This is a genomic window from Phenylobacterium sp. (assembly GCF_030679875.1).
Taxonomy (GTDB): Bacteria; Pseudomonadota; Alphaproteobacteria; order Caulobacterales; family Caulobacteraceae; genus Phenylobacterium.
Genome location: NZ_JAUXSP010000015.1, coordinates 169,382 through 182,907, shown reverse-complemented (window position 1 = coordinate 182,907; position 13,526 = coordinate 169,382). Strand labels below are relative to the sequence as shown.

18 protein-coding genes are annotated in these 13,526 nt (G+C 66.3%); 5 read left to right on the top strand and 13 right to left on the bottom strand.

The genetic code is table 11. The features are described 5' to 3' along the window. Positions 1 to 11: 11 nt before the first annotated feature. On the top strand, positions 12 to 419 hold the full coding sequence (locus tag Q8K84_RS08945; RefSeq protein ID WP_305282286.1) for a Zn-ribbon domain-containing OB-fold protein: 408 nt from the start codon (positions 12 to 14) through the stop codon (positions 417 to 419). A gap of 10 nt (positions 420 to 429) precedes the next feature. Beyond that, complete coding sequence (locus Q8K84_RS08940) at positions 430 to 1,566, top strand: thiolase domain-containing protein (RefSeq protein ID WP_305282284.1); 1,137 nt, start codon at positions 430 to 432, stop codon at positions 1,564 to 1,566. A gap of 52 nt (positions 1,567 to 1,618) precedes the next feature. Here Q8K84_RS08940 and Q8K84_RS08935 read toward each other — a convergent pair whose 3' ends face one another. The 12 genes from Q8K84_RS08935 to Q8K84_RS08880 are packed head-to-tail and all read right to left on the bottom strand — an operon-like array spanning position 1,619 to position 11,526. Beyond that, a complete protein-coding gene (locus Q8K84_RS08935) occupies positions 1,619 to 2,098 on the bottom strand; it encodes a hypothetical protein (protein ID WP_305282282.1) in 480 nt (159 codons plus the stop codon). After that, positions 2,095 to 2,691, bottom strand: coding sequence for a response regulator (locus Q8K84_RS08930; protein ID WP_305282281.1), 597 nt, complete (start codon positions 2,689 to 2,691; stop codon positions 2,095 to 2,097). The genes Q8K84_RS08935 and Q8K84_RS08930 overlap by 4 nt, the downstream gene beginning before the upstream one ends. Positions 2,692 to 2,700: 9 nt before the next feature. Further along, on the bottom strand, positions 2,701 to 3,081 hold the full coding sequence (locus Q8K84_RS08925; RefSeq protein ID WP_305282280.1) for a hypothetical protein: 381 nt from the start codon (positions 3,079 to 3,081) through the stop codon (positions 2,701 to 2,703). Continuing rightward, positions 3,081 to 3,638 carry a chemotaxis protein CheD gene (locus Q8K84_RS08920; protein ID WP_305282279.1) on the bottom strand — a complete coding sequence of 186 codons (558 nt, stop codon included), beginning with the start codon at positions 3,636 to 3,638 and terminating at the stop codon, positions 3,081 to 3,083. Before Q8K84_RS08920 ends, Q8K84_RS08925 begins: the two co-directional genes overlap by 1 nt. Further along, on the bottom strand, positions 3,635 to 4,024 hold the full coding sequence (locus Q8K84_RS08915) for a response regulator (protein ID WP_304756266.1): 390 nt from the start codon (positions 4,022 to 4,024) through the stop codon (positions 3,635 to 3,637). The genes Q8K84_RS08920 and Q8K84_RS08915 overlap by 4 nt, the downstream gene beginning before the upstream one ends. Continuing rightward, positions 4,024 to 5,061 (bottom strand): chemotaxis response regulator protein-glutamate methylesterase, encoded by a 1,038-nt coding sequence (locus Q8K84_RS08910; RefSeq protein WP_305282277.1) that lies wholly within the window; start codon positions 5,059 to 5,061, stop codon positions 4,024 to 4,026. The genes Q8K84_RS08915 and Q8K84_RS08910 overlap by 1 nt, the downstream gene beginning before the upstream one ends. Then, complete coding sequence (locus Q8K84_RS08905; RefSeq protein WP_305282276.1) at positions 5,058 to 5,948, bottom strand: protein-glutamate O-methyltransferase CheR; 891 nt, start codon at positions 5,946 to 5,948, stop codon at positions 5,058 to 5,060. Before Q8K84_RS08905 ends, Q8K84_RS08910 begins: the two co-directional genes overlap by 4 nt. Then, positions 5,945 to 6,412, bottom strand: coding sequence for a chemotaxis protein CheW (locus tag Q8K84_RS08900; RefSeq protein WP_305282275.1), 468 nt, complete (start codon positions 6,410 to 6,412; stop codon positions 5,945 to 5,947). Before Q8K84_RS08900 ends, Q8K84_RS08905 begins: the two co-directional genes overlap by 4 nt. Positions 6,413 to 6,414: 2 nt before the next feature. Continuing rightward, a complete protein-coding gene (locus tag Q8K84_RS08895) occupies positions 6,415 to 8,808 on the bottom strand; it encodes a chemotaxis protein CheA (RefSeq protein WP_305282273.1) in 2,394 nt (797 codons plus the stop codon). Between the two features lie 49 nt (positions 8,809 to 8,857). Beyond that, complete coding sequence (locus Q8K84_RS08890; RefSeq protein ID WP_305282272.1) at positions 8,858 to 9,223, bottom strand: response regulator; 366 nt, start codon at positions 9,221 to 9,223, stop codon at positions 8,858 to 8,860. Next, positions 9,220 to 9,519 carry an STAS domain-containing protein gene (locus Q8K84_RS08885; protein ID WP_305282271.1) on the bottom strand — a complete coding sequence of 100 codons (300 nt, stop codon included), beginning with the start codon at positions 9,517 to 9,519 and terminating at the stop codon, positions 9,220 to 9,222. The genes Q8K84_RS08890 and Q8K84_RS08885 overlap by 4 nt, the downstream gene beginning before the upstream one ends. Positions 9,520 to 9,564: 45 nt before the next feature. Next, positions 9,565 to 11,526, bottom strand: coding sequence for a methyl-accepting chemotaxis protein (locus Q8K84_RS08880; RefSeq protein ID WP_305282270.1), 1,962 nt, complete (start codon positions 11,524 to 11,526; stop codon positions 9,565 to 9,567). Positions 11,527 to 11,916: 390 nt separating this feature from the next. Between Q8K84_RS08880 and Q8K84_RS08875 the strand changes: the two genes are divergently transcribed. From Q8K84_RS08875 to Q8K84_RS08865, 3 genes are read left to right on the top strand one after another with little or no spacing between them, the layout of a single operon-like run. Continuing rightward, complete coding sequence (locus Q8K84_RS08875) at positions 11,917 to 12,240, top strand: hypothetical protein (RefSeq protein ID WP_305282268.1); 324 nt, start codon at positions 11,917 to 11,919, stop codon at positions 12,238 to 12,240. A 57-nt stretch (positions 12,241 to 12,297) separates the two neighbouring features. Continuing rightward, entirely contained in the window at positions 12,298 to 12,516 is a 219-nt protein-coding gene (locus tag Q8K84_RS08870; RefSeq protein WP_305282267.1) for a hypothetical protein, read from the top strand. Then, complete coding sequence (locus Q8K84_RS08865; RefSeq protein WP_305282266.1) at positions 12,513 to 12,989, top strand: hypothetical protein; 477 nt, start codon at positions 12,513 to 12,515, stop codon at positions 12,987 to 12,989. The genes Q8K84_RS08870 and Q8K84_RS08865 overlap by 4 nt, the downstream gene beginning before the upstream one ends. A 7-nt stretch (positions 12,990 to 12,996) precedes the next feature. Here Q8K84_RS08865 and Q8K84_RS08860 read toward each other — a convergent pair whose 3' ends face one another. Next, positions 12,997 to 13,458, bottom strand: a complete 462-nt coding sequence (locus Q8K84_RS08860) for an Lrp/AsnC ligand binding domain-containing protein (RefSeq protein WP_305282265.1) — start codon at positions 13,456 to 13,458, stop codon at positions 12,997 to 12,999. Positions 13,459 to 13,526: the final 68 nt, after the last annotated feature.

Genomic DNA, 13,526 nt, shown 5'->3' with positions numbered 1-13,526 from the left:
GATGGAGACGTATGCCGCCTCGCATTTTGCCGGAGCCGACTCCGGAGACCCAGCATTTCTGGGACGGGACCCGCAACGGGGAGCTTCTGCTCCAGCGCTGCAAGGAGACCGGAGAAGCCTATTTCCCGCCGCGCCCGTTTGCGCCCAAGACGGGCTCGCGCAATGTCGAGGTCTTCAAGGCCAGCGGCCGCGCCACCCTCTACTCCTACGTGATCAACCATCGTCCCCGCCCGGACATGGGGACCGAGCCCTACGCCATCGCCGTGGTGCAGCTCGAGGAAGGCCCGCGGATGATGACCAATATTGTCGGTTGCCCCCAGACCCCTGAGGCCCTGGTGCTCGACATGCCGTTGGAGGTCGTCTTCGAGAAGATGAGCGACACCATCTCGCTGCCATTCTTCCAGCCGGCCAAGGGGTAAGGCGACCATGATGCAGAAATCTGTCGCGGTCGTAGGCGCCGCTGAAACCACCAAGATGGGCAAGATTCCGGACGTGTCCGTGATCGGCCTGCACGCCGACGCCGCCCTCAACGCCCTGGCCGACGCTGGCCTGAAGCCCACCGACATCGACGGCGTGGCCTGCGCCGGCATCTCGCCGGTGGAACTCGCCCAGTATCTGGGGATCACGCCCACCTATGCCGACGGCACCAGTGTCGGCGGCTGCTCCTTCATGCTGCATGTCCGTCATGCCGCCGCCGCCATCAATGCGGGCCTCTGCACCACCGTCCTGATCACCCACGGGGAGTCGGGCCGTTCGCGGGTCGGGGCCGGGGGCTTTGGCCGGGCGCCGTCGAGCCTTATGGGGCAGTTCGAAATGCCCTATGGGGTCACCGCCCCGCCGACCATGTTCACCATCCCGGTGCTTCGCTACATGAAGACCTATGGGGTGACCGAGGAAGACCTCGCCAATGTGGCGGTGATCCAGCGGGAATGGGCGGCGAAGAATCCCCGCGCCTCCTATCGCGACCCGATCACCATCGATGATGTCCTGAACTCCGACATGATCGCCTGGCCGTTCCGCAAGCTGATGTGCTGCCTGGTCACCGACGGCGGCGGCGCGCTCATCCTGACCAGCGCCGAGCGGGCCAAGGACTTCCCGCAGAAGCCGGTCTATGTGCTGGGCACGGGCGAGAGCGTCGAGACGCCGCTGGTCAGCCAGATGGAGGATTTCACCACCTCCAAGGCCTTCCGGGTTTCGGGCAAGAAGGCCTTTGACGAGGCCGGCATCAGCCATGCCGACGTCGATCACCTGATGATCTACGACGCCTTCGCCCACCTGCCCCTCTATGGGCTGGAGGACCTCGGCTTCTGCAAGCCGGGCGAGGCCAAGGACTTCATCAATGGCCGCAACACCGCGATCGGCGGCAAGCTGCCCCTGAACACCAATGGCGGGGGTCTCTCCTATATGCACTCAGGGATGTACGGCATGTACGCCCTGCAGGAGAGCGTGCGTCAGATGCGCGGCATAGCGCCGGCTCAGGTGGACGGCGCCAAGATCAGCGTCTGTCACGGGGTTGGCGGCATGTTCGCCGCCTCGGGCACGGTGATCTTCACCAACGAGGCCTGATCGGCCGCAGGATGGTCGCCGGGGGCTCACGAGCTCCCGGCGGCGGTTCTGTTCAGGCGGCGGGCGCCTCGGCCTCGCTGTCGTCGATGCTCAGATGTTCGGTCAGGCTCCAGAGGCCTTCGACCATGGCGTTCAGGCCCTCGCGAGCAGCCTCCGGGGTGTTCCAGATCAGTCGCATACCGTTCACATGCACCTTGATCGCGGCCCAGTCGACGGCGTCGCGGGTGCGAAGCTTGTCGGCCAGCTCGCAGAGGCTGTAGGCCGCCCGGCACAGCTGCTTGTCGTCGAACAGACCGGCGATATCGAGGACGGTGGTGGACAGGTCATAGACCGAATCCATCGGCGCGGCCTTGTCCTGGCAGAGCCATTCCAGGGTCTCCAGGGCCTCGCCGATGGCCTCGTAGGACTTGCCCTGCTGCGCGGCCAGTTCCCGGGCGGCCCGGCTGCCGGCCATGCCCGCGGTCATGCCGCCCGGCTCGCTCACATGATTGGCCAGGCGGTTGCGCACCTTGAAGATTTCAGCGTCGCTCATAGGGCGGCCCTTTGCGGCTTCAGCAGGTTGTCGATCTCGTCCTGGTCCATATTCGGATCCTTGGCCGTACCGATGTGGGCCGACAGGTCGTCCTTGCGCCGGCCCTTGACGCCCAAGGGCGGTCCGGTGTTCCGGAAGCGTCGATCAGGTCCGACATAGGTGTCGCTCCGGACCATGGAGCGCTCATCCTTCGCCACCCAGTAGATTCGCTGCAGCAGAACCTCGGGCGTAAAGGGCTTGGAGACAATGAAGTTGGCGCCACAGTCGCGGCTGCTTTCGATGGTCGAGCGGGCGGCGTGGCCGGTCAGCATGATCACCGGGGCGAACCGCGCCTCGTCGGGTCCTTCCCGGCGCAGCCAGCGCACAAAGGAATAGCCGTCCATGTCGGGCATGACCGTGTCGCAGACGATCAGGTCGATCTCACGGCTTCGCAGCACGCCCTGAGCGTCCGCAGCCGAGCCGCACTTGACCTGCCGATGCACCCCAAATCCGCGGAAGATCGAGGCGAGCACTTCCAGGGCCTGCTCGTTGTCGTCGATCAGCAGAAGGTTGGAGCGCGCCAGGTTCAGCCGGACGTCGGGGTGCAGGCTCACCGGGGCGCCTCAGAACAGATCAAGATCGCCAGACGCGCCATCTGGCGTCGGCGGGATCTGACTGGCGTTATTGAGGACCGCCCGGAGTCGAGCGGCGAGGTCGCTGAGCGGAACCTGCGCGAGGACAGAGTCGGAATCCACCGATCTTGCCGTCGTCAGCTGCCCCGAGATTCCCCGCATGAAGACCGCCAGGGAGGCGAGATGCTGCGTCAGGACATCCAGGGTCTGGGCCTCGCTGAGGGCCAGCTCCCGGGGTTCTCCATCGACCGCCGCGGCCAGTCGGGCCACCAACTCCTCCAGGCGAGCGCACAGGTCGCCTGCGTGGTCCAACTCCGCAGCCAGGGCGGCCAGGAGCGGCGGAGCGAGTACGGCGACCTGGCCGGGACGCATCAGAACAGCTCCACCGCGCCGTCGTCGACGACCACCGGCGCAGGTTTGGGGACTTCCTTGAGGTTGGTCAGTTCCTGGGTGTCGGTCACGGTCTTCTGCTGAGCGCGACCTGTGGTCGGCCAGAACTGGATGCGCCGGGCGCCGAAGCCCCCAAGGCTGGTGCCCATGACCGGGATGCCTTCGTCGCGCATGAAGCGTTCGGCGAAAGCGATGTTGGAGGCGCCGACGTCCGACAGACCGGTGAACATCCTCGCGCCGCCGAACAGCTTGGCCTGCAGGCGCTCTCGACGAGCACCCAGACGAAGCAGTTCGTTGATCAGCACTTCCATGGCGAAGGCGCCGTAGCGCCGACCTTCGTTGGCGCCTTCAGCCTTACCCTCAGGCAGCAGGAAGTGGTTCATCCCACCGACGCCACGCTCGGGATCCCAAAGGCACACGGCCACGCAGCTTCCGAGGATGGTCGTAAGGGTGACCTCTGGATCGCCGGTGACATAGTGCTCGCCCTGGACCACATGGACCCGCTTGCCGGCGCGCTGCGAGATATTCTCAACGATCATTCGAGCGGCCCGAAAACGGCTTCGATCTTTTCCTTCAGGATCTGGGTCGTGAAGGGTTTGACCAGGTAATTGTTCACGCCGAACTGAACGGCCCGCTGGACAAGCTCGCGGTCGGCCCGGCCCGTCAGCATGATGACGGCGGTCTTGGAGATCGGGCCGTGGGCGCGGATCGCCCGCAGCAGCCCCAGCCCATCCAGCTTGGGCATGTTGAAGTCGGTGATCACCAGATTGGCCGGCTGGGCCAGCAGGGCGCGCAGGGCGTCTTCCCCGTCGGCCGCCTCGCGGGTCTGGGTGATTCCAAGAGCGTTCAGGCTGGTGCGGATCAGCGAGCGCATGGACTGCTGATCATCGGCGATCAAGGTCTTGATGGCTCCGGGGGCGGGCATCAGGCGCTCCTTTGCGGCTCAACGGCCGCGCATAGACCAAGGATTGCCGCGCTCATGCGAGCAAGCGGCGACTGTTTCTCCACTGCCCCGATCTCGAAGGCGGCGCGGGGCATCCCATAGACCACACAGCTCGACTCATCCTGGCCGAGAGTGTGCGCGCCAGCCTGGCGCAGGCTCAGCAGCCCTTGTGCGCCGTCGCGGCCCATGCCGGTGAGAATGACGCCCAGGGCGGGACGGTTCAGGCGGGCGACCGACTCAAACAGAACGTCCACCGAGGGCCGGTGACCGTTGACCGGCTCATCGACCCGCAGCCGACAGGTGGGGTGGGTGCTTCCGGTCACTTCCAGGTGCGCGGCGCCCCCCGGGGCCAGGTAGACATGGCCAGGGGCCAGACGCGCGCCATCCCAGGCCTCGGCGACCTTGGCGCCGGACACTCGGTCCAGGCGCTCGGCGAAGCTCCTGGTGAAGGTCGCCGGCATGTGCTGGGTGATGACGGTCGGCGGGCAGGTGGCCGGGAACCCGGACAGGATGGTCATCAGGGCCTCGACCCCGCCCGTGGACGAGCCGATGGCCACGATGATGTCCTCGGCCCGATAGGTGCGGTTTTCCTCGGCGCGGACAACGGGGCCGGAGAATGGGCGCACCCGGGCGCGGGCTGCGGCCTTCACCTTTTCGGCGAGGTCGGCGAAGGCTTCGGAAGCGGTGTTGCCCGCCCCGGGCTTGCCGACGCAATCCACCGCGCCGAGTTCCATGGCCGAAAGCGTCGCCTCGGCCCCGGCCTGGGTCAGGGTCGAGACCATCACCACGGGCATCGGCCGCAGGCGCATGATCTTCTCGAGGAAGTCGAGGCCGCTCATGTGCGGCATTTCGACATCGAGGGTGATGACGTCCGGGTTCAGGCGCTTGATAGCCTCCCGGGCCTCCAGGGGATCGTTGGCGAAGCCCAGGACTTCGATTTCTGGATCCTGCCGCAGGGTGGCGGAGATCAGGCTGCGCATGGTCGCCGAATCATCGACGATGAGTACACGGACGGTCATGGCTTGGACCTCAAGCGATAGGTGGTCAGGCCGGACGTCTCCAGGGTTGAGACCGCCGGGCCGCTGACCCGCTCGGAATGGCCGATATAGAGGGTGCCCCCCGGCGTCATGGCCGGTACGAAGCGGCTCCAGATGCGCTCCTGGGTGGGCTCGTCGAAATAGATCACCACATTGCGGCAGAAGATGATGTCGAACCGGCCCCGCATCGGCCAATCCCCGATGAGGTTCAGCTCACGGAAGGACACCAGGTCTCGCAGCTCCGGGGAGACCGACCAGACGCGGCCGTCGGAAGCCTGGACCTTCTCGAACCAGCGGCGGCGCAGCTCCAGCGGCACCGGAGAGACAGAGTCCTCCCGGTAGCAGCCGGCCTTGCCCTCAGCGACCATGTTGGGGTCGATGTCGGTGGCCAGGATTTTCACGTCCAGCTTGGCGGCCTCAGGCAGGACCGACAGCAGGGTGATGGCCATGGAGTAGGGCTCCTGGCCGTTGGAGCAGGCGGCCGACCACATGCGCACCCGACCGCCGGCCCGGGCGCGGGCGGCGAGCTCGGGCATCACCTGGTCGCGCAGGTGGTCGAAATGGTGCGGCTCGCGGAAGAAGCGCGTCACATTGGTGGTCAGGGCCGCCATCATCGCCTGGCGCTCATCCAGGCTCTCGACGTCCTCAACCAGGGCGCAATACTCCCTGAAGTCCCGCAGGCCGAGCGTGCGCAGGCGTTTGGCAAGCCGCGAATAGACCAGCGCGGCCTTGCCTTCGTTCAGGGCGATGCCCGCATAGGAATGCAGGATCTGGGCGATCTTGCGGAAGTCCTCTGCGGTCAGCAGAAACTCGCCGTCGACCAGACCTTCGTTCTTTCCGCCGCGTCGGGAGTCTGGGGTCTGCGTCATGCCGCCTCGGCTTCGGTCTCGGGCAGAACGCGGTCCAGGGCGATCAGGCTGACCATCCGGCCGTCGAGGGCGAACAGACCCTTCACGAAGGTCTTCACCTGGTCGCTGGCGACGTCAGGGGTCGGCTGAACCAGATCGTCGCTCATATTGATGATGTCTGACACCGCATCGACCAGCAGGCCGATGGTGCGCTCGCCGATATGGACGACCATGATGACGTGACGGGCCGTGGGCTCGGACGTGTCCAGCCCGAGCCTGGCGCCCAGGTCGATGATCGGCAGGACCGCGCCGCGCAGATTGATCACACCCTTCACGAAGGAGGGGGTCCGGGGCAGGGGCGTGGCTGGCGCCCAGCCGCGGATTTCCCGCACCGACATGATGTCGACGCAGAATTCCTGGTCGCCAATCCGGAATGCGATCAATTCGCGCCGCTGGGCGACGCCGGGAGTCACGGTGTCTGTCATGATCAAACCGCCATTCGCTTCTCGATACGGGGCGCCTTGCGGCGCGAGGTCGTCACCAGGGCGTCGACATCCAGAATGAGCGCCACCCGGCCATCGCCCAGGATGGTCGCCGCGGCGACTCCATGGATGTGCTGGTAGTTGGCTTCGAGGCTCTTGATGACCACCTGGCGTTGGCCCTGGATGGCCTCAACCAGCAGGGCGGCCTTACCGCCCCCTTCGCTTTCCACCAGCACGGCTACGCCCGAGGCCGGCGGCAGGGGGGTGTCGCGGAAGCCCAGGGCCACGCCGACATCGATCAGGGGGACGAAGGTGTCGCGGATGCAGATGACCGCGTCGCGCCCGCCGATCAGGTGAACGTCTTCGGCCCGCGGGGTCAGGCTTTCAACGATGTTGGAGAGCGGCGCCACCAGGGTCTGGTCGGCGGCCGAAACCACCATGCCGTCGAGGACGGCCAGGGTCAGCGGCAGGCTCATGGAGAACTTCGAGCCCTTGCCGGGCTCCGAGGTGATGGAAATACGCCCGCCCAGCGCCTGGATGGAGCGTTTGACCACGTCCATGCCCACGCCGCGGCCGGAAATGTCGGAAACCACGTCGGCGGTGGAGAAGCCAGGCAGGAAGATCAGGTTGTCGATCTCGTCGTCCGACAGCACCGCATCCTCGGCGATCAGGCCCTTGGTCACGGCGATGCCGCGGACCCGGGGGCGGTTGATCCCGCGGCCGTCGTCCTGAACCTCGATAACGATGCGCCCGCCGCGATGCAGCGCGGCCAGGCGAACCGTGCCCTCGACGCCCTTGCCGCCGGCCTCGCGCTCCTCAGGCGTCTCCAGCCCGTGGTCGATGGCGTTGCGCAGCATGTGGGTGATCGGATCGGCCAGCCGCTCGATGACGGTCTTGTCGACCTCGGTGTTCTCGCCGTCCATCACCAGACGGACCTTCTTGCCCACCATGTCGGCGACTTCGCGGACCAGACGCGGCATGCGCTGGAACACCGACTTCACCGGCTGGGCGCGGATGGCCATGACGCTGTCCTGGATTTCCCGGGTCAGCAGCTCCAGATCCTCGAGGCCTAGGGCCACGTCGGAGGAGCGGGCCAGGCCGCTTTCGAAGACCCGCTGGGACAGCATGGCCTGCTGAATGACCAGCTCGCCGACGGCGTTGATCAGGCGGTCGACCCGGTCCAGGTCCACCCGGATGGTCGGGGTCGCGGCTGTGGCTGCGCCGCTACCAGCGCGGGCCTCGGCCTTTTCCTTCTGATCGGCCTTCGGGTCGGCCTTGGGCGGCGCCGTCTGGGCCTGAGCGTGGTCTTGCGAGGCCTTCTCGGCCAGGGCGATCAGACCCGCCACGTCAAGGCTGGCGGGAGCCGGAGCCGGAGCCGGAGCCGCTGCGGCGGCCGGGGCGGGGGCCGCCGGGGGAGCAGATTCCAGGGCCGGGGCCGGCGCAGACACTCGGGCGAGAAGGGCGTCGAGATCGAGAGGCGCGGCGGCGGCGGCTTCGACCGCGCTGGCCGAGGCGTCGTCGTCAGTTGAGGTTTCGGCGCCCTCCGCGGCGGCGGTCTCACCATCTCGAACCACGGTCAGGTCGCAGTCGTCCTCGACGAATTCGAAGACCTCGCGGATTTCGGCTTCGCTCTTGTCGCCGGCCAGGCGGATCGTCCAGGTGAGATAGGCCATTTCGGCCGACAGCTGGTCCAGGGGCGGCACGGCGCCGGTGTCCAGGCTCACCTCAACTTCGCCCAGCCGCGCCAGTTCACGCAGGACCAGGGCGGACTCGTTGGCCTTGGCGTACATCTCTGCCCTGGGCCGGAAGGTCACCATCCAGCTTGGCGCGGCGTCCGGAGCGGGGTCCACACCGGCAGAAGGCTCTGCAGAGGCGGCCATCAGGGCGGCGATGTCGACTTCAGGGGCCTCAGCAGCCGGCTCGTCCAGGCTGAGCAGGACCGGCACAAACCCGAAATCCTCGTCGGGAGCGTCGGCGCCGCCGTGGTCGTTCAGCCCAAGCTCTGCGGCGCGGTCCTGGTCGATCAGGGCCTGAAGATCGGCGATCATGCCGACCGTGCGGCCCTCGTCCACGCCGCCACCGCTGCGGGCGGCGGCCACGTGGTCGGCCAGGACGTCGGAGGCGCGAAGCAGGACCTTGGCCACCTCGTCGGTGAGCGGCAGTCGACCTGAACGCATCTCGTCCAGGACCGTCTCAAAGACGTGGGCGAAGCGGATCAGTTCTTCGAGTCCGAAGGCTCCGGCGCCCCCCTTGACGGAGTGCACCGCGCGGAAGACCGCGTTGATGGTCTCGGAATCGTCGTCGCCCTGCTCCATGGCGAGAAGCCCCGACTCCATGTCGGTCAGCAGCTCATCGCACTCCTGGAAGAAGGTCGCCTTGATACTCTCGAATGGATCCACGGGGTGCTCCGGACTCAGGTCAGCTTAGGTCGCAGGCCTATCGTCGCCTTCAGGCGGCGACGCGGCGGATGGCGTCCACCAGCTTGGTCGGGTTGAAGGGCTTGACGATCCAGCCGGTGGCGCCGGCGGCGCGGGCGCGTTCCTTCTTGGTCGCGTCGCTCTCGGTGGTCAGGACCAGGATCGGGGTCGCCCGATGAGCCGGATCGGCGCGGACGCCTTCGATCACGCCGAAACCATCCATGCGGGGCATGTTGATGTCGGTAATGACCACGTCGGCGCCCTGGGCGCGCAGGACCTCCAGGCCCTCCACCCCGTCGACGGCCTGGATGACCCGATAGCCGGCCTGGACCAGGGCCATATTCAGCATCTCACGCATGGTGCGGGAGTCGTCGATGGTCAGAACAGTCTTGCTCACAGGTGTGCCCCCTCGGGTTCAAAGTTGATTTCTGGTCCGCCGAAGGCGGCCAATTGTTCGAGGAAACCATCGGAGGCCTGCTCGATACGCAGCGGCAGCCCGTCCTCGGCCCAGCTGATCCGGGCCGACAGGAGAACCTGCAGGCAAAGCCCGCCCAGGCGACTGACCTGGGATGCGTCCACCTGCAGCGGCCGGCCCCGCAGAGCCATGAGCTCTGCGCGCAAGGGTTCAGCGGCCTGTAGGTCGAGGACCGGGCAAAGGCTGACTTCAGCGGTGTTGGCGTCTGTGTCCGTCATCCGGCACTCCCCCCAGACTTGATGGTTTAGTTAAGAGCGAAAACCTTAAAACTCTTCCCAACCTTCGCTCTCGGCGACCGGCGCGGGGCGACGTGCGGCGCCGCCCTCGCGGGACGTGGTTTTCATCTGCGGGACATGACGGTTGGCGAAGCTCTCGCCGCGACTGGATCGGGCAGGCGCCCGGGCGGCTGGGCTGGCCGAAGCCTCGCCGGCGCCGATGTTGAAGCGCCCCACGCTCTGAGACAGGCTCTCGGCCTCGGTGGCCAGGGAGTGGCTGGCCGCGGTGGTCTCCTCGACCATGGCGGCGTTCTGCTGGGTCACACGGTCCATCTCGTTCACCGCAGTGTTGACCTGGTGCAGGCCGGTGGCCTGCTCCTGGGAGCTGGCGGCGATCTCGGAGACCAGGCCGTCGATCTCGGCCACCTGGGAGACGATCCGCTCCAGGGCCTTGCCGGTCTCGCCGACCAGGCCAACTCCTTGGGCCACCTGCTGGGACGAGGCGCTGATCAGGGACTTGATCTCCTTGGCGGCGTCGGCCGAGCGCTGGGCCAGAGCCCGGACCTCGGAGGCGACCACGGCGAAGCCACGGCCGGCGTCGCCGGCCCGGGCGGCTTCGACCCCGGCGTTCAGGGCCAGCAGGTTGGTCTGGAAGGCGATCTCGTCGATCACGCCGATGATCTGGGTGATCTTCTCGGAGGACTTTTCGATCTCGCTCATGGCCTGGACGGCGTCGCCGACCACATGACCGGTCTTCTCAGCGTCCCCGCGGGAGGTGGCGACCACGGCCGAGGCCTGTTTGGCGCCCTCGGCGGACTTGCGCACCGTGGCGGTGATTTCGTCGAGGGCCGCAGCGGTCTCTTCGAGGCTGGCGGCCTGCTGCTCGGTGCGGCGCGACAGGTCGTCGGCGGCCTGGCTGATTTCTCCAGCGCCCGAGCGCATGGCGCGAACATTGGTGGCCACCACGGTCATGGCGTCCTGCAGCTGGTGGATGGCCGCGTTGAAGTCGTCGCGCAGTTTCACATAGTCGCCCGGGAAGGGCTCAGCGATCCGGAAGGTCAGGTCCCCGCGGGCCAGGTGATCCAGGCCGGACGCCAGGCCGGCGACGACCTTGGCCTGCTCCTGGGCGGTGGCGGCGCGTTCGGCCTCGTTACGGGCGCGCTCGGCTTCAGCCACGCGACGCTGTTCGTCGGTCTGGCTTTCCAGGCGGGCCTTTTCGATTGCGGCCTCCTTGAACACCTGGACGGCCTCGGCCATTTCGCCGACTTCGTCCTTGCGGCCACGGGCCGGGACCTCGACGGAGGAGTCGCCCTCAGCCAGGCGGCGCATGGCCGTGGTCATGTTATTGATCGGTGCGGCGATCATCTTGGTCAGCAGCCAGCCCAAGAGAGCAGCGGCGACCACAGCGATCGCCAGAGCGGCGGAGATCATAGCAGTGGTCTGGCTGTTTATGGCGACGAGACGGTCGTTGGCCAACTGCACCAGATTTGATTCGTATTTGGTGATCGCCTCCATCGGCGCCTCAACCTTGGTCATCAACTCGTCCGCCAGGCCCGACTGGCCGACCATGGAGGCCGCCTCGGAGTAGGTCACCGGATTCATCGCCAGGGCGGAGCCATTGTCGACGACACCCATGTACCAATCGTCGGCAGCCTTCAGCGCCACATCGATGTGGCCGATAATCTCTGGGTGGTCGGTGGACAATTCCCGAAGCTCTCCCATGACCTTCTTGAAGTTATCGCGGTGAGAGTCGGCGCGTTCGATATAGTAGGGGTCGAGAGAAACCAAGAAGCCGCGGAAACTGTTTTCCTGACGTGCAAGAAAAAACTCAGCGCGGCTGACGCTGTCGAGGGCGATTTTGCTTTTACTGAGGTCCTCTCGGGCGTTCGTGAGCTGCCCAAGATTATAAAAGGTGATGGCGCCGGTCGCCATGATCACCAGCACCATCAGGGCGAAGCCCGCCGCCAGCTTGCGCGAAATTTTCCAGTCGTTGAGCGACACGTCAGCCATCCCAGTCTTCGGTCGCGCCGCCCTAGGCGGTGCGAGAGGTTTCGGCCCGATACGCCGGCCTCGGAAGGACGTTCGCGGGCCGCAACCCGGAGCACGTCCATTAACTCTGGTTCGACATCGGGCTTTACCATTGAAGAAAGCGTTACTTACCTTGGCTCCATCGGCGCTCCCTGGGTCTCGGGCCCTTCTGTTCCTGGCCAAATGGGAGGCTGCGACATTCTAGCGCGCGTCGGCGTGGCGCGTGACTAGTCCAGGCATCTACCCAGAATGGGTTGGAGCGCCCGCAAGTCTTTCTTAATGGCTGCCAGTCTTTGCTGAAGCTTGGGGCCGGGCATCAGCCCACCTTGCGGCCACAGTTGTAGCCGACCGATTTCCCCACTGGAGCGCCGCATGGCCCTCGAACCGACATCCAGGGGCCGCTTCAATCTGGAGAAGGCCACCATTCTCATGCTGGACGGCAACGGCATGGGTATGGACATCCTGGTCCAGATCGTGACGGGCCTCGGCGCCAAGTCTCTTCACCGCTGCCAGACAGTTGAGGACGCCAAGGACGCGGTGAAGCGCAACTCGATCGACCTCATTATCGCCGACGCCCTGTCGCCGGCCGGGGAGGGTTATGAGTTCGTGTCCTGGCTGCGCACCGATGGGGGCGAACCCAATGCGTTCGCCCCGGTGGTGGTCACCGCCGCCCACACCCCAGTCTCCATGGTGTAGAAGGCCCGCGACTGCGGCGCCCACTACATCGTCAAGAAGCCGCTGACCCCGGTGGTCATGCTGGAGCGCATTCTGTGGATCGCCAAGGAGAGCCGGCCGTTCATCGAATGCGACTCCTATGTCGGGCCAGACCGGCGGCACAAGAACGAAGGCCCGCCAGACGGCGTGCCAAGAAGGCGCGATGACCTGCCCCCGGAGGTCGGTGACGCCCAGGAGCCCAACCTGAGCCAGGACCAGGTCGATGGTCTGTTTTCCACCCGAAAGGTCACCCTGTGAGCTCGGTTCGCATCCATCGTCCGAAATACGCCCTGGCCGCGATGCTGCGTAAGCCCGGCGGGACGACCGTGGCCGAGGCGGTCGTGCGGGCCGAGACCAATCTGGAAGGCCTGCAGGAGGCCGCCTGGCTGCAGCTCGACAGCGGGCTGGCCCAGATGGAGGCGTTGTTCGCCCGCTATGGGGATGTGTTCGACGGCGATCTGATCGCCGAGCACTACCGTCTTGCGGTGAGCCTGATCGGACTGCCCAGCCTTTGCGACCTCGACGCCCTGGAGAACGCAGCCCACAGCCTCTGCGACCTGCTTGACCGACTGGCGACCACCGGCCGCTGGGACCGTGGCGGCGTGCAAGTTCATGTTCAGGCCCTCCGGCTTTTGCGCAGCCTGCCGGCTGGCGCAGACGCCGTCGCCGAGCCCGTCCTGGACGGCCTGCGCAAGGTCCGCGAACGGCACGCGATCCTGTCCTCGAACTGAGACGGTCTCAGAGGGGCAGTCGCACCGTGTTCTTGACCTCCTCAAGCACGGCGTAGGTGCGGGTCTCCCGGACGCCGGGCATCTGCACCAGGATCTCGCCCAGGAAGGCGCGATAGGCGGCCATGTCCGCCAGGCGCGCCTTGATCAGATAATCGAAGCCGCCGGCCACCATGTGGCACTCCAGGATTTCAGGGCTCGCCCGGGCCGCGGCCGCGAATTCGGCGAACAGGTCGCCGGTGGTCCGATCGAGCTGCACCTCCACGAAGATCAGCAGCCCCCGGTCTATGGCCTGGGGGTCAATCAGGGCCGCATAGCCCTGGATCACGCCGGCCGCCTTCAGCCGTCTTACGCGTTCATGGCAGGCGGCCGGCGACAGATTGCAGCGGCTGGCCAGGGCCTGGTTGGTGATCCGGCCATCGGCCTGCAACAGACGCAGCAGCCGCAAGTCAGTTTCATCTAGCTTCGTCATCATCGATGCTGATCTCGAATATATTCGGCAGAATGAACTGATAACCGAAACACATTCGGGTGCTGAAC

Bases quoted from the DNA above. Each gene is read 5' to 3' on its own strand.
- Q8K84_RS08915 (WP_304756266.1), bottom strand. From the start codon at position 4,024: ATGCCCGCCCCCGGAGCCATCAAGACCTTGATCGCCGATGATCAGCAG.
- Q8K84_RS08925 (WP_305282280.1), bottom strand. From the start codon at position 3,081: ATGCGTCCCGGCCAGGTCGCCGTACTCGCTCCGCCGCTCCTGGCCGCC.
- Q8K84_RS08940 (WP_305282284.1), top strand. From the start codon at position 430: ATGCAGAAATCTGTCGCGGTCGTAGGCGCCGCTGAAACCACCAAGATG.
- Q8K84_RS08920 (WP_305282279.1), bottom strand. From the start codon at position 3,638: ATGATCGTTGAGAATATCTCGCAGCGCGCCGGCAAGCGGGTCCATGTG.
- Q8K84_RS08880 (WP_305282270.1), bottom strand. From the start codon at position 11,526: ATGGCTGACGTGTCGCTCAACGACTGGAAAATTTCGCGCAAGCTGGCG.
- Q8K84_RS08870 (WP_305282267.1), top strand. From the start codon at position 12,298: ATGCTGGAGCGCATTCTGTGGATCGCCAAGGAGAGCCGGCCGTTCATC.
- Q8K84_RS08860 (WP_305282265.1), bottom strand. From the start codon at position 13,458: ATGACGAAGCTAGATGAAACTGACTTGCGGCTGCTGCGTCTGTTGCAG.
- Q8K84_RS08905 (WP_305282276.1), bottom strand. From the start codon at position 5,948: ATGACGCAGACCCCAGACTCCCGACGCGGCGGAAAGAACGAAGGTCTG.
- Q8K84_RS08885 (WP_305282271.1), bottom strand. From the start codon at position 9,519: ATGACGGACACAGACGCCAACACCGCTGAAGTCAGCCTTTGCCCGGTC.
- Q8K84_RS08875 (WP_305282268.1), top strand. From the start codon at position 11,917: ATGGCCCTCGAACCGACATCCAGGGGCCGCTTCAATCTGGAGAAGGCC.
- Q8K84_RS08945 (WP_305282286.1), top strand. From the start codon at position 12: ATGCCGCCTCGCATTTTGCCGGAGCCGACTCCGGAGACCCAGCATTTC.
- Q8K84_RS08935 (WP_305282282.1), bottom strand. From the start codon at position 2,098: ATGAGCGACGCTGAAATCTTCAAGGTGCGCAACCGCCTGGCCAATCAT.
- Q8K84_RS08910 (WP_305282277.1), bottom strand. From the start codon at position 5,061: ATGACCGTCCGTGTACTCATCGTCGATGATTCGGCGACCATGCGCAGC.
- Q8K84_RS08900 (WP_305282275.1), bottom strand. From the start codon at position 6,412: ATGACAGACACCGTGACTCCCGGCGTCGCCCAGCGGCGCGAATTGATC.